The following is a 14,158-nucleotide window of genomic DNA, read 5'->3' on the forward strand; positions in this document are numbered from 1 at the left end:
CGGCTGACATACTTTTGGAGGGTGAGAAGATGGGCAACGTACAGGGCCATACATTATGGATCTATCCCGATTGCGAGCTGCCGCCGGCCGGAGACTCTTTACTCAAAGGCCACGAGTCGGTCATCGTGCTGAATCTTGGGAGCCGTGAGGCGAAGCTGAATTTGACGCTTTATTTTACCGATCGCGATCCGGTTAGCCATATCGAAGTGAAGGTTGGCGGCGAAAGAGTGCGCTGCCTGCGTCTCGACAACCCGGACGACCTGAACGGATATGTCATCCCTCGGGAAGAGCAATACGCGCTTAAAGTCGAAAGCGATGCACCGATCGTCGTGCAATACGGTCGATTGGATACTAGACAGGACAATGCGGCCTTCTATACGACGATGGGATTCAGCAAGTAATCGGACATACAGACATACGGGATTTCAAATCAATAGGGAGAAGAGTTGGAGATCAGATGAAGGATAACATTCACGTTATTTTCGGCTTTGATATGGAAACGGACGTGGGCAGCTTCACGCCGTATTATGACGGGGTCAAGAACGCTACCGGGCCGCTTGTCGAGCTGTTCGATAAGAAGGGAATCAAGGGAACTTTCTATTATACGGGGGATGCGGCCCGTCGCAATCCCGAGAGCGTCGAGATCGTCAAGATGAGCGGCAACGAGGTTGGCTGTCACTCCCTGTTTCATGAGACGGTTGGGGATGAGCTATTTCCGATTCCGGGCGTCGTGCCGTTATTAACGGAGGAAGTTCCGCTGCGCATCGAGAAAGCGACGGAATGGGTGCAGCAGGTGCTTGGCCATCAGCCGGTGTCGTTCCGCGCGCCTCGTCTCTGGGGATCGACTGCATTATTGAATGCGCTGGAACGGCTCAACTATGTATCGGACGCTTCCTATCCGATGTACTTCTATCGGGAAAGATTCGTTCCGTACCACCCGAGCACGACCGACTGGACGAAGGAAGGCAACATGCACATCGTCGAAATTCCGAACTTCGCCGACATGGTCATGCAGAGCAACGACCCGGGCCTGGAGCGGGATCGCGACCAGTGGCCGCTGTTCCGTACGAAGAGCGCGGACGAGCTGATGAAGCGCATTGACGGGTTCATGAAGTTTCTGCAAGAGCGGAATTTGCCGGTCGTGCTGTGCTTCTACTTTCACCCATGGGAGTTCATTCCGATCCAGGAAAGCTACCATTACGGCGAAGCGACGGTAACGCCCGATCGTTTCTTGACGCTAGGCTGCGGGCAGAAGGCGATGAGCGAATTTTCGATTCTAATCGACCGGCTTAAGGATAAAGGCGCAATATTCCACCGTGCGGACGATTTCGCCGGATTGTGGCGCAAGAAAACCATTCGTCAATAACTATCCGATAAGGAGACATGCGATATGACAGCCAGGGTATATATTCCGGATCATGAGTATAAGGAAAGAATTCAGAGGGCGGCCAAGCTCGTTGCAGAACGAGGCTTGGACGTCATGATCGTCAATTCAAACGAAGCGGACTACGCGAACGTTCGTTACTTCAGCGGATTCTGGCCGCTGTTCGAGCGGGCAGGCGTCGCGATTACGGCGGCGGGCGACGCGGCGCTGCTCGTCGGACCTGAGAGCACGATCTACGCGAGCGACTTCGGCAAAATCGACAAGCTGTTCACGCTAATGGAGTATCGCGAATCCGCGAACCCCAGCTATCCGGAACTGAAGCCGGACAGCTATCGAGATGTGTTCAAAGCGCTTGGCATTAAGGGATCGAAGCTGAAAATCGGCGTTGCGAGCTTGCTCGACACGAGTGTCGTCATGATGGAAGGGCTGAAGAGCAATTTCCCGGATGCGGAAATATCCAGCGCCGACGAGATCATGGTATCGCTGCGCAGAATCAAGTCCGCTAACGAGCTTGCATGCATGCGCGAAGGCTTCCGCATTACCGAGCTGGCGACACAAGAAGTGATCCGCACGATCCGTCCGGGCGTGACGGAAACGCAAATGGTTGGCGTCGCGCAGCGCGTGATCTACGAGAACGGCGCGGAGTACGAAGGGCTTCCGATGTACATTTTCAGCGAAAAGTCGACCCGCCACGCGATCTCTCGTTCCTCGCACCGCGTCATCAACAAAGGCGACATCGTGCAACTCAACCTGTCGGCTAAAGTGGACGGCTACTCGCCAAGCATCGGAATGCCGATCAGCCTTGGCAAACTGACGCCGGATCGCCGCGCGGTCATCGAGTTCGGACTGAAGGCGCATGAATGGACGCAGGCGAACTTAAAAGCGGGCATTCTGGCAAGCGATGTGGCGAAAGGGTTCTACCAATTTTACAAGGATAACGGGTACGAGAAAAATTATCTTTACGGACCTTGCCACGGCACGGGCATGATCGAAGTCGAAGCACCTTGGATGGAGACGTCGTCGAACTACCTGCTGGAGCCCAATATGACGTTCCAGATCGATACATTCGTTACGACAGACACGTTCGGTATCCGTTGGGAGAAGGGGGCGGTCATTCGCGAAGACGGTTGCGAATTGCTGTGCAACCCGATCGGCACGATTCACGAGCTGGAGTTTTAATCCGGCATGAAAGGCCACCTTCGAACCGCAAATACCCCCGAAACGAATACGGTTTCGGGGGTTCTTATTTCACATTAATTTTTCGCTATACAGAATTTCCTAGACCAAAGCTTGTTCGACTTCCTTGATTAACCCGTTTGCGTCAATTTCATCAGGGTATTGGATCTCTTTGCCGTTAATGAATACGGTCGGCACCATCTTCACACGACGTTTAATGGCTTCTGCAATAATGCTTAAACTTAAGTCGATGTTATCGGGTTGTTCCTGTAACCCGTACTCTTCGGTTAACATTTTTTTAATCGAATGGCTGTCGGATTCGCTCCACTGGCTTTGTTTGGCGAATAAATCCTTCATCAGCTCGTAGACGCGCTCCGGATCCTTGTAGTCTAAAAAGGCGTTCGCCAGTGAGCCGTATAAAAGCATTTCGCGCGGTTTGTCATAGTGTTTAACCACATAATGAACTTGTCCGTTCTCCATATACGAAGGCAATGTTTCATCGGCAGCTTGAAAGAATGTTGCGCAATACGGGCACGCTAAATTTAAGAACACTTCGACTTTTACAGGCGCATTTTCCTTGCCATAACTTAAATATGCATTTTCGATAACTCGTGTCATGTTCAATCCCCTTTGCTTGATGTTACCTGGAATGATGGACTCGCAGTCATGGCTAATTTTTGCCGGCTTGCCATGATTATATCATCAATCTGTTGTATACCCGTCTTCCGGTTTATAATGTCTTAAGGAGCCGAGGCGTCGGCTGCGAGACGATTTCGGCAGAGTCCTGATAACTTTAGAGAGGTTTTTGATATGACAAACAATTTCTGGCGTGATCTACCACGCCCTTTTTTTATACTGGCGCCCATGGAAGATGTGACGGATGTTGTTTTTCGTCATGTCGTGAGCGAAGCAGCCAGACCGGATGTGTTTTTTACGGAGTTTGCGAATACGGAGAGCTATTGCCACCCGGAGGGGAAACATGCCGTGCGCGGGCGTTTGGCTTTTACGGAAGATGAACAGCCCATTGTGGCTCATATCTGGGGAGACAAGCCTGAATTCTTCCGTCAAATGAGCATCGGCATGGCGAAAGAGGGATTCAAGGGCATTGATATCAATATGGGTTGCCCTGTAGCGAATGTAGCGGAGAACGGGAAGGGAAGCGGCCTGATCTGCCGTCCTGAGCTCGCTGCGGATATCATCCAAGCGGCCAAAGCCGGGGGACTGCCCGTCAGCGTAAAAACGCGGCTCGGTTTCAGCGAAGTCGACGAGTGGCGCGGTTGGTTAACCCATATTTTGAAGCAAGACATCGTGAATCTGTCCATCCATCTGCGCACGAGAGAGGAAATGAGCAAAGTAGATGCGCACTGGGAACTGATTCCGGAGATTAAGAAGCTTCGCGATGAAGTGGCGCCGGATACGCTACTGACCATTAACGGGGATATCCCTGACCGCCAGACCGGCCTTAAGCTCGCTGAACAATACGGCGTGGACGGCATTATGATCGGGCGCGGTATTTTTCATAATCCGTTTGCTTTCGAGAAGGAGCCGAAGGCGCACAGCAGTGAGGAATTGCTGGATTTGCTGCGGCTGCATCTGGATCTCCATGATCAATATTCAGGACTAGCCCCCCGTTCGTTCAGTTCGCTTGTCCGTTTCTTCAAAATATATGTCCGCGGATTCCGGGGAGCAAGCGAATTAAGAAATAACTTAATGAACGCAAAGTCAACAAGCGAAGTGCGGGCACTGCTTGGCGAGTTTGAAAGCAAGGTGCATGATGAGACCGAGGAACGTGGGAACTAGAAGCGGTTGAGAGGGGGAGGCCACATGTCCTGGAGCAAATTAAAGCAGCAACTGGAGGGCTTCCTCAGTCCTGTGTTAAATCATAGAGTAGAATACCGCGCGCAGGGTTACCGTTATTTACCCGATAAATCAGGGGTCTGTTATTTGATGGTAGATAAAAAGAATATACTCAATATGAATGATAAAACGAACGCGATCAGATGGTATCAAACGGAGCTGGAGATTAAGAATGATCCGGATATTCAAATTCCGATCAGCAATGAAGACATAGAAGCGATCAGAAAAAATACAAAGGGGACCGTGCCGGAAGATCGTTTAATCGTCATGGCCAGAAGCAGAAAAAGGACGGAGCATGCCAAAGCGCTTTTGTCAGCACAGGATTCATTAAGTAAATCGAATTTTATCGTCGTGGCTAATAAGTATTTATCGACTTCCATAGAGGAAAGCATAGAGAGCGATGATATGGTATTGAATATTCTAGCTCTGGTGGACAGGCGAGTCGGGAAAAAGCGGGTTCTGAACATGGCTGGGCAGATAAAGTTCAAGCATCCGATCGTGCAGTATTTTTATGAGCTGAGGCGTAGTCCTGATGAAGGATTATACACGTGATTGATCATGGATGGGCAAGGAGCCACCATAAGGCATGTATTTTCTTTTGCCAATGGATGAGTGCGGCATTTGCCTCACTCGCCCAAAAATATGCCTGTATTTATGCGCTTGGCTTATGCGCTTAGCCCGCCGTCCCTGCAGAATTCAGGCAATTCACGAGGTTATTAATGACAGCCTCCTCTGTGTTATAATGTGTTATCGAGCGACAATGGAGGGATCATGATGATCCTCAAAAAAATGGATTCTCAAGCCACGAGTACAATAAAATCCATCCTTCAAAAACTCAACATAAATAACCCTCGTGTATGGATTGACCTTGAAAAGCAAACGGTGGAAGCTCAAGAAGACGACTATTCCGTTGATGATCTTTTGGAAGCGGCAGGCACTTTAACCCCTGAACGAGGGAAAGAGCTTCTTAAAGAAGTGGGCCAATCGCGTGAGGAATGGAATGCATGAGTAGAGGGTATCTCCTGGACACGAATATTGCGATTGCGATTCTTATTAACGAGAGTAATGTAATCGATTTTGTTCAACAAGCCTCCCGTGATAAAATGCCGATTTATTTTTCGGCAATTACGATTTCTGAGGTATTCGCAGGGTTAAAGCACGAGGAACAACTACGCGCAGAAAAACTTTTTACATTAAAAAGATGTATAGATGTTTCGTCCGAAATTGCAAAATTTGCTGGAACGCTTCGTAGGGATCTTATAGGTAAGGGACGTAAGTTAAAAACGCCGGATGCTCTTATTATTGCTACAGCGTCAGTTTACGAACTTACATTAGTTTCTAGAGATTCTGACATGAAATTCATCGAGCAAGACTTGGGTATCCCACGATTAAATATAGATACAAATTAAGCTTATCCGTCTCTCCTACTATAAGTTGGAGGGGCTGTTTTTTTATATCAATTTACTCCCCTATGATAGAATGGATACGACCAAATTTTTTATTTCAGGAGACGGTATGAGTAACGATTTGGAGCAACAATTATTTAGGGCTTTGAAAGAAATAGAAGCTCTTAAACAGGAGAATCGTTCCCTGAAGCGCCAACTTTCCAACTATACAAATGTTGAAGAAACGACATCTCCGACACAACATTTACCTAAAACTGCAAATAAACAAGAACCAAAATCTGAGAGCAATGTGCATGCAAAATCTAGTTCTGAAGAAAAAATAGCACTGTTTCGTTCTCTATTTCGTGGGAGAGAGGATGTCTATCCTGTTCGCTGGACGAACAAAGCCGGAAAAGCGGGGTATTCACCAGCTTGTAAGAATGAGTGGACAGTTGTTTGTAAAAAGCCGCAAGTTAAATGTTCCGAATGTGTACATCAGGCATTTGAATCTATATCAAATGAAATTATCTCCCGACATCTCGATGCGAAGAAAAATCGCACTATTGGTTTATATCCTATGCTTCAAGATGAGACTTGTTGGTTTGTTGCCATGGATTTCGATAAGCAAAATTGGCAGCAAGATGCTGTCGCTGTATTGGAGACTTGCAAGGAGTGGGACATTCCGGTTGCACTTGAACGTTCTCGTTCGGGGAATGGCGGACATGTTTGGATATTTTTTAATCAACCGATTGAAGCCGTCATCGCAAGGAAATTGGGATGCGCCGTATTAACGAAGACGATGGAACGCCGTTACCAGATTTCATTGGACTCATATGATAGATTGTTTCCGAACCAAGATACGCTGCCAAAAGGCGGCTTTGGAAACTTGATTGCGCTTCCTCTTCAGGGGGTCCCTCGCAGGGAAGGAAATAGTGTATTCGTGGACGAGACTTTCCAGCCATATGAGGATCAGTGGAGTTATCTAGCGGGGATGGAGAAGCTTCCGATAGAGCGAGTTCAGCAATTCATTTATGAAATGACAAAAGGAGGCTCATTGCTCAGCACTGGTACTTGGAATGAAAATAACGATCAGGACCTGTTCTGGTCAACTACGGGGATAAATGAACATTCCGATTTAATTTCGGGTGCGTTGCCGTCAAAAGTAAACGTCATTTATTCTAATATGATTTATATCGAGAAAAAGGATTTGCCACCGGCTTTCATTAAGCGGCTTCAAAACTTAGCAACATTTCAGAATCCGGATTTTTATAAAACGCAAGCAATGAGGCTTCCTACGTATGGTAAGCCGAGAGTTATCGGTTGCTACGAGGATTATGCCAAGTATATAGCCTTACCTAGAGGCTGCTTCGAAATGATGATGGACTTGATGAATGTCCATCAAATCGAGGCAAATATTTCGGATGATCGTAACGCTGGAAATGCGATCGATGCTGACTTCGCCGGAACGCTTTCCATGCTGCAAGACGGCGCGGCGAGGACTATTTTAGCGCATAACACAGGAATTCTTTCGGCAACAACTGCATTTGGGAAAACGGTAGTAGCGGCCTCGATCATCGCATCCAGGAAGGTAAATACATTGGTGCTCGTTCACAGAAGAGAACTCATGGACCAATGGAGAGAGCGAATCGGCACTTTTCTGAGTCTCGATAAAAAGAATATTGGCATTGTTGGAGGAGGAAAAGATAAAAGGACCGGAATCGTGGATATTGCCGTCATCCAAAGCTTAAATCAAAAGGGAAATTTGAAGGAATACGTGGAAGAGTACGGACAAATCATTGTGGATGAATGTCACCACATCTCGGCGTTCAGTTTCGAACAAGTGCTGAAAAAAGCAAAGGCTCAATATGTCTTAGGCTTAACCGCAACTCCGACAAGACAAGACGGGCATCAGCCGATTGTCTTAATGCAGTGCGGCCCGATTCGGGTAAAGATTGACCCTAAGTCGCAGGCGCAAGCCCGCGGGATTGAACATAAGGTGGTTCCACGATATACAAATTTCCGTTTGCCGGAAGCAAGTGCTTATGACATTCAAGACATATATCATCAGCTGACGCAAGACGAGGAGCGCAATAATTTGATTTTTGACGACCTGCTTTTAGCCTTAGAACAAGGCAGGTCACCACTCTTGTTAACAGAACGCACAGCACATCTGGAGTATTTTGAGAACCGGTTAAAGGGGTTTGCTAAGAATGTGATCGTCATGCGCGGAGGGATGGGGAAGAAACAGCGTGAAGCCTTGCGGAAGCAGATCGGCAGCATACCTGATTCTGAGGAACGGGTATTTATAGCAACTGGTAAACTGATTGGCGAAGGTTTCGACGATGCGAGGCTGGATACTTTATTTTTGGTGCACCCTATCTCTTGGAGAGGGACGCTTCAACAATATGCAGGTCGGCTTCATCGGATTCACCAAAGCAAACAAGATGTGCAGATCTACGACTATATAGATCTGCAAGTTCCTATGCTCATGAGTATGTATAAGAAAAGGGTTAAGGGCTATCAAGCGATGGGATATAAAGGGATGAGTTTGTAGCCTGTAATAATGAAGGGAGCCGCACTTCGCTCTACACGAAGCACGGCTCCTATTCGCATTGCAGGTATAGTTAAGGCAATATGGGATTTTCAATAGCTTTGTAATATTCCGTATTTTCAAATGCCCTTGTAAGACGCGGCAAAGGGATGCCTGCCTTTTTGGCTTCTCTCACAACCTCAAGTACCGCAAAACCTGCTTTACTATTGTTATATTCCACGAAGAGTCGTGCCAAGCCGCCTTTTGCAAAAATAACCTTGTTAAAAAGGATGCCGAGAATGGCCGGTGGAATTTTAGTCAACAAGAGGGAAATGGCATCAAGCTTTGCACCTCTTGCTTGAAGGACGGGGATCATTTCCCTCATATGCTTACCAACATTTGCGAATGAGTCCTTATGGTTCATGAGCGCCGGGAAACTTCCCCGTTTTAACACCTCGGCTTCCATCGCTGCATTCATGGCAAAGTGATTCCATAGCCAGTTTTGCATATCCTTTATCCGACTAATTTTAAAATGGGCACTTTCAAATAGTTCGCTGACCTTGTTGTTAATAAGCTCGGTGCCTGACCGTGGTTTTTCTAGAAATACCATTTTCAAAAAGCCGCCCCTAAGCTTATTGTCCGCGATGCCGCCTCCTGCTCCGGGGAAGCCAAAGACAACATTGTTCATAGACAAGGGTGCGATCGACGACTTCAAATCTTGCCAAATGTTGTTGAATAGGAGGATCGGGGTATTTCCTGCAGCAGTTGACAGGAATTGTGCGGCTTCCGGAAGTTGTTCGGTGTTGACGCTCACAATAATGAGATCATAATGGGGAAGGATCTCCTCATGCAGTTTGACGTTCCAGCTTTCTTTGATGAGCTTTTTCCCTTTTCGTGCGTCCCACATTTCAAGCGCTATATGGCTACCGAAGGTTTCTTTCCTCCCCTTTCTAACGTAAAACTCGACGGTATGACCTGCCTGTTCGAACGCCCACGCATATTGAGTCGATATGACACCTCTGCCGAAGAATAAAATTTTCATGTTAGACGCCCCCAAATCGTTGATCACCTTTATTGATAATCCAACAACGTGTTGTATGATCATATTGTATGGATTCGCCATACAGTCATCAACCATCAGATTTTCAATATCTGTCGGATCGTCTATTGAACCGAAATGGAGGGCAAAGCATGAACAAGCAACCTGAAATTACGGACAAAACCAGGCAGACCTTTATCAATGTGTTCTGCGATTTATATAGCCAAAAGCCAATCGAGAAAATATCGATTCAAGAGATTGCCAACAAGTCAGGATATAACCGCAGTACATTTTATCAATATTTTACGGATATTTATGCGTTGCTGGACTGCGTTGAAGCCTGTGTCTTGAAATCCATTAACGAGGAAATGGCAAGCAGAGAGTTTTCTACGCACACTTTACAAAATGCGCTTCAATGCTTGGAAAGTGCAGAAGAAATTTCTATCCTAAAAGCCCTCCTCGGCGACTATGGTTCTGTTCATTTTGTCGAGCGCCTGAAAAGAGAAATTCCCTTTGAGCGATTGATTGTGGACTTTCCAACAAACGATGTCTTAGCACCATACATGATTGAGTTTTACATATCCACATTAATCGCTATGTTTCGCCTTTGGATACGCAACGGAAAAGATCTATCGTCGGAAGAATTGGTCAAGCTGATCGATAGCCTATTTGCAAATGGGATAACGCCTTATCATATCTTTGGCAAGGTCGATCCGCGGTCCGACCCGGCTGAATAAAAACTTAGCGACCGTCTGGCCATCGCCGGGCGTTTTTTAGACTTTAGAACGTTTTGCAACCCATATGGAATCTGCCTCCTATTGAATAAAATCCCGCGTTCCGGGTATTATAAGAACATACGTTCTATATGGAGGCGGACAGAATGGACGTCACGAAATATATAAGCCGAGAAATTCTCATGATTTATGAAGATCGGCAAGGCAATTTTACGCAACGCCCGGTTAAGGTGATTGCAGTGACCGACAACAAGGTATCCGCCTACGACCTGTCTAAGCACGCGCCGCGCAGTCTGCATGCCGATCGCATCTTAGCATGCCGGCCGCTGCCGATGCAGGGTCGTGACATCTCATGAGCGCACAAGCAGAGGATCTGCAGCTTATTCAACATCATGTCGAGATCATGACGCTTATGGAGCTGGCGCGCAAGCAGCATGAAGAGGCAACCGGCACGCGAGCGGCTATCACTAAGCTTGTAGGTAGCTTCCTGCAAGGAGAACTGGAACGATCAATGGGCAAACTCAAGGAGCGCCGCATCTGGATCAAGGATACGCCGGAGCGCTCAGGGCTAAAATTAATTTTTACATATGCTGTAGCCGGCCGACGCGGGTTATACGAGATCGAGAGGGCTACGTTACGCGCATACATGACGGAGAGAGTGGAGGATTACTCGGACCTCATCATTAAGGTACAGATTCCGCGGCTGCCGATCGAGGTCAAGTACCCGGATCTTTCGAAGGGTTATAAGAAGAGAAGCCCTAGCGAATAACGAATAACGCCAGGGCTTTTTGCTCGTTTGTATCTACGCCTAAAATCTGAATTCGTAAAAACAGCCAAGAAGTTAGGCTGTTTTTTGCTTCAGGGATCCTTTAAACTTTTGACATATGCAACAATAAGCCAATAGGCTTGGAGAAGTGTCAATGGAATCGGAGGATATGGCAGCATGGGCTACAACCTTACCCTTTCAGCAATTTTAATGATATTCACCTTTGGTTTCATGGTATTGCTGAACTATTCTTGGCAAAACAGGGAGACCCCTATTTCGGTTAGTTATGGCTTAGGCGTGTTATCCGCTTCGTTTTATACATTCGGCTATGCTTTTCAACTCGTGAGTACGACAGTGGACCAAATGCTCTTTTGGATACACGTTCAGTATTTGGGCATTCCTTTTGCACCCTTTATTTGGGTCATTATGATCCTGCAATTCACAGGCAATCAGAAAATGATAACAAAGAAGAGTATTGCTCTATTGTCCACTGGCCCACTCTGCATATTAATCTCCCATTTCACCAATCCATGGCATCATTTGTTCTACAAGGACATGGCTTTAGATTATTCTCAAGGATTCCCGCTTATTATTCTAGATCGAGGTCCGCTTTTTTACTTACATATTGTTTACGTCTGTAGTTACTATTTAGCCGGCATAGGCTTATTGGTTCATATGTATCTGAAGTCAAGGAGAGAACGGAATAGAGAGCGGAATAAACGGATTGTCTTAATGATGATCGGGTCTTTTTGTATATTTGCGCCTCCACTCATACATTCAATAGGCGTTGTCAAAATACTCATCGATATTTCCCCTTTTGGACTTATTTTTTCCGGATTATTTTATTTTTGGGGTATTCATCGGTTTAATATTCTTAATCTATCTCCCTTGGTTACGAAGAAAGTTTTTGAATCCATACATGACGCCGTCCTTATTTTTGATATCAATAATAAGTTAAGAAGCTACAACAACTCTGCCGATATATTATTTAACCAGTTGCCCGATAAAAAGCGGATTGGCAGCCCCGCCTCGCAAGTGCTGTCTCCTTTTCCTTCTTTATTACAGTTTATGGAGCATGAATCGGACCAATCTCATGCAATCAGACGTACCATGCAGCTAGGAGACAGGTATTATCATGTTCAATTTTCAAATATAGATGGACGCAATAATAAGCCGGTTAGCAAGATACTCATCCTGCATGACGTTACGGAATCCACCTTGTACGAAGAAAGTTTACTTCAGCAATCCCGGCAATTATCCGAGCTGAATTTATTTAAAGATAAAATGTTTAACGTAATCGCGCATGATATTCGTGATCCGCTTGCCGTACTCGTTAATTTAATGGAGCTAGTGGAAGAGGATATGCAGGAAGCGGAATTAATCAAACATAAAGGGAACCATCAAGATCTGATCAAGGAAATGGGGGGGCATATTAACAATACGTTTCTGCTCGTTGAAAGTTTACTCGAATGGTTTCATACCCAACGCGGGGGAATGCTGTTTAACCCTGTCGTCAGAGATCTGGGCAACGTTGTTCAAAAAACGATAAATATGATGAAAGCAAAAATAAATAGTAAGCAAATGCACATTAACTCAACGATAGCTGAGAATGTTTACGTTTATGCAGATAAAGATATGCTGGATTTAATTATTCGTAATCTATTGTCGAATGCAGTGAAGTTTACGGAGATTGGCGGAGCCATTCGATTGAGCTCGGAAGTTCTGCAAGACAAAGTTGTCGTTGCCGTTCGCGATACTGGACAGGGGATATCCGTCGATGAAGCCAGTTATTTATTGCAGGATGAATTCCCCATATCCAAAAGAGGTACAGCCGGCGAGCAGGGCGTTGGTCTTGGACTATCCATCTGCCGAGAATTCGTTCGATTAAATGGTGGGGAAATATGGTTCGATAGTTCTCTAGGCGTAGGCACTACCTTTTATTTTTCACTCCCGATCGCTTCAAAACGCGGTCGTTAAAACGGATGTGAAGGAGGGAATCGCGTGAAGGTGATCGTCGTTGACGATGAAAAAAGCATGCATATGATTATGGAAAGAATGCTCAAAAAAATAAATGCGATTACCTTGGTCGAATGTTTTCTTGATACGTGGTCTGCAAATACATACTTATCTGAACATGATGTAGATTTAATCTTTATTGATATCAGTATGCCAAAAGAGAGTGGAATAGAGTTTGCGAAACGGTTAAGAGAGGAAGGGCGAGAAACGAAGATTGTTTTTTTGACCTCGCACAAAGAATATGCGCTTCCTGCGTTTGATGTTTATGCCTTGGATTATATGTTGAAGCCTGTTAATCAAGAGCGGCTTCAGCAAACCATCGGACGGGCAGTTGTAGATATAGAATTGCATAAGGACACGGCCAAACAGGCTGCGCAAGAAAAAAAGTTGATATTTAACTGCCTGGGCAGCATCGAGTTAAGAACATCGCAGAATGAAATCATAAAGTGGCGTTCGAGTAAAAGTACGGAACTTTTTGCGTACTTGATCATGCAGAGAGGAAAGCTTGTATCAAAAGCGAAAATGATAGAAGATGTATTCGATCATATGCCATTAAAAAACGCGGATATTTATCTGAATACAACGATCTATCAACTTAGAAAATTGTTGGACCGTCATGGGCTTCCTCAGGCGATCTATTCCGGTAATCAGCATTATGTTATAGATCAAACGCATATTGAAGTTGACGCTTTCCTGTTTGAAGACCAAAGCAGCATGCTGGATTTTGGCGATGCCATCCAAGTTAACCGGGCAGTCGAGCATGAGAAAAACTATAAAGGGAAGTTATTCGGCGAACATGTTTATGGATGGGCGCATCATGAAATAGAGAGATTCGCTTTATTGTACATTTCATTTGCGCATCAGCTTTGCGAGGCGTTATTGCGTAGAGCAGAGATGGATAAAGCCATATCTATTCTCAAAAAGTTGGTTGAAAACGATGATCTTCAGGATAGAACGATCATGCTTTACTTAGAAGCATTGGCTTTGAAAAAGGATGAAGTAGGATTAAAAAGGCAATATAAAAAATTTACTGAAATGATGCGTGAAGAGGTGGATGTAGATATATCCCATAAAGTAACGGATTTTTATTACCGTCTTATAGAGAAATTTAACTAAAGGGAGAGAGAACATCCCAAACAGAGAAGGGGCTGTCCCAAAAGGGTCATGAAAATGACCTGCGGGGCAGTCCTGTTTTTGTAAAACAAAAAGAAACCGTTCTTTGGTAAAATGGAAGTGTCTAGCAACCATTTACGAAAGGAACGGTTTCTTTG

At 45.7% G+C, this 14,158-nt stretch carries 15 protein-coding genes; 13 read left to right on the top strand and 2 right to left on the bottom strand.

Annotated elements, in window-relative coordinates:
- Positions 1-29 precede the first annotated feature (29 nt).
- Genes ACFOTD_RS31550 through ACFOTD_RS31560 form a run of 3 tightly spaced genes read left to right on the top strand, consistent with a single transcriptional unit; the run spans position 30 to position 2,563 of the window.
- Entirely contained in the window at positions 30-401 is a 372-nt protein-coding gene (locus ACFOTD_RS31550; RefSeq protein ID WP_378123934.1) for a sensory rhodopsin transducer, read from the top strand.
- A 56-nt stretch (positions 402-457) separates the two neighbouring features.
- Positions 458-1,366, top strand: a complete 909-nt coding sequence (locus ACFOTD_RS31555) for a polysaccharide deacetylase family protein (protein WP_378123935.1) — start codon at positions 458-460, stop codon at positions 1,364-1,366.
- Positions 1,367-1,390: 24 nt separating this feature from the next.
- Positions 1,391-2,563 (top strand): M24 family metallopeptidase, encoded by a 1,173-nt coding sequence (locus ACFOTD_RS31560; protein ID WP_378123937.1) that lies wholly within the window; start codon positions 1,391-1,393, stop codon positions 2,561-2,563.
- Positions 2,564-2,662: 99 nt separating this feature from the next.
- Here ACFOTD_RS31560 and ACFOTD_RS31565 read toward each other — a convergent pair whose 3' ends face one another.
- Entirely contained in the window at positions 2,663-3,178 is a 516-nt protein-coding gene (locus ACFOTD_RS31565) for a thioredoxin domain-containing protein (RefSeq protein ID WP_378123938.1), read from the bottom strand.
- A gap of 192 nt (positions 3,179-3,370) precedes the next feature.
- Between ACFOTD_RS31565 and ACFOTD_RS31570 the strand changes: the two genes are divergently transcribed.
- The 5 genes from ACFOTD_RS31570 (at position 3,371) to ACFOTD_RS31590 (ending at position 8,356) form a co-directional block, all read left to right on the top strand.
- Entirely contained in the window at positions 3,371-4,360 is a 990-nt protein-coding gene (locus ACFOTD_RS31570; RefSeq protein WP_378123939.1) for a tRNA dihydrouridine synthase, read from the top strand.
- Between the two features lie 24 nt (positions 4,361-4,384).
- Complete coding sequence (locus ACFOTD_RS31575; RefSeq protein WP_378123940.1) at positions 4,385-4,969, top strand: SF0329 family protein; 585 nt, start codon at positions 4,385-4,387, stop codon at positions 4,967-4,969.
- A 219-nt stretch (positions 4,970-5,188) separates the two neighbouring features.
- Positions 5,189-5,425, top strand: coding sequence for a hypothetical protein (locus ACFOTD_RS31580; RefSeq protein WP_378123941.1), 237 nt, complete (start codon positions 5,189-5,191; stop codon positions 5,423-5,425).
- On the top strand, positions 5,422-5,826 hold the full coding sequence (locus tag ACFOTD_RS31585; protein WP_378123942.1) for a PIN domain-containing protein: 405 nt from the start codon (positions 5,422-5,424) through the stop codon (positions 5,824-5,826). The genes ACFOTD_RS31580 and ACFOTD_RS31585 overlap by 4 nt, the downstream gene beginning before the upstream one ends.
- Before the next feature lie 106 nt (positions 5,827-5,932).
- Positions 5,933-8,356 carry a TOTE conflict system archaeo-eukaryotic primase domain-containing protein gene (locus ACFOTD_RS31590; RefSeq protein WP_378123943.1) on the top strand — a complete coding sequence of 808 codons (2,424 nt, stop codon included), beginning with the start codon at positions 5,933-5,935 and terminating at the stop codon, positions 8,354-8,356.
- Positions 8,357-8,426: 70 nt separating this feature from the next.
- On the opposite strand, the gene ACFOTD_RS31595 is transcribed toward ACFOTD_RS31590, so the two are convergent.
- Complete coding sequence (locus tag ACFOTD_RS31595) at positions 8,427-9,374, bottom strand: ketopantoate reductase family protein (protein ID WP_378123944.1); 948 nt, start codon at positions 9,372-9,374, stop codon at positions 8,427-8,429.
- 149 nt (positions 9,375-9,523) lie between these two features.
- On the opposite strand from ACFOTD_RS31595, the gene ACFOTD_RS31600 reads away from it, so the two are divergent.
- The 5 genes from ACFOTD_RS31600 (at position 9,524) to ACFOTD_RS31620 (ending at position 14,003) form a co-directional block, all read left to right on the top strand.
- On the top strand, positions 9,524-10,108 hold the full coding sequence (locus ACFOTD_RS31600; RefSeq protein ID WP_378123945.1) for a TetR/AcrR family transcriptional regulator: 585 nt from the start codon (positions 9,524-9,526) through the stop codon (positions 10,106-10,108).
- A gap of 143 nt (positions 10,109-10,251) precedes the next feature.
- Entirely contained in the window at positions 10,252-10,461 is a 210-nt protein-coding gene (locus ACFOTD_RS31605) for a hypothetical protein (RefSeq protein WP_378123946.1), read from the top strand.
- Positions 10,458-10,874 carry a hypothetical protein gene (locus tag ACFOTD_RS31610; RefSeq protein WP_378123947.1) on the top strand — a complete coding sequence of 139 codons (417 nt, stop codon included), beginning with the start codon at positions 10,458-10,460 and terminating at the stop codon, positions 10,872-10,874. Before ACFOTD_RS31605 ends, ACFOTD_RS31610 begins: the two co-directional genes overlap by 4 nt.
- Before the next feature lie 174 nt (positions 10,875-11,048).
- Entirely contained in the window at positions 11,049-12,848 is a 1,800-nt protein-coding gene (locus ACFOTD_RS31615; protein ID WP_378123948.1) for a sensor histidine kinase, read from the top strand.
- A 24-nt stretch (positions 12,849-12,872) separates the two neighbouring features.
- Positions 12,873-14,003 carry a response regulator gene (locus ACFOTD_RS31620; protein WP_378123949.1) on the top strand — a complete coding sequence of 377 codons (1,131 nt, stop codon included), beginning with the start codon at positions 12,873-12,875 and terminating at the stop codon, positions 14,001-14,003.
- Positions 14,004-14,158 lie beyond the last annotated feature (155 nt).

Source organism: Cohnella sp. GCM10012308, assembly GCF_042649185.1.
Lineage (GTDB): Bacteria > Bacillota > Bacilli > Paenibacillales > Paenibacillaceae > Cohnella.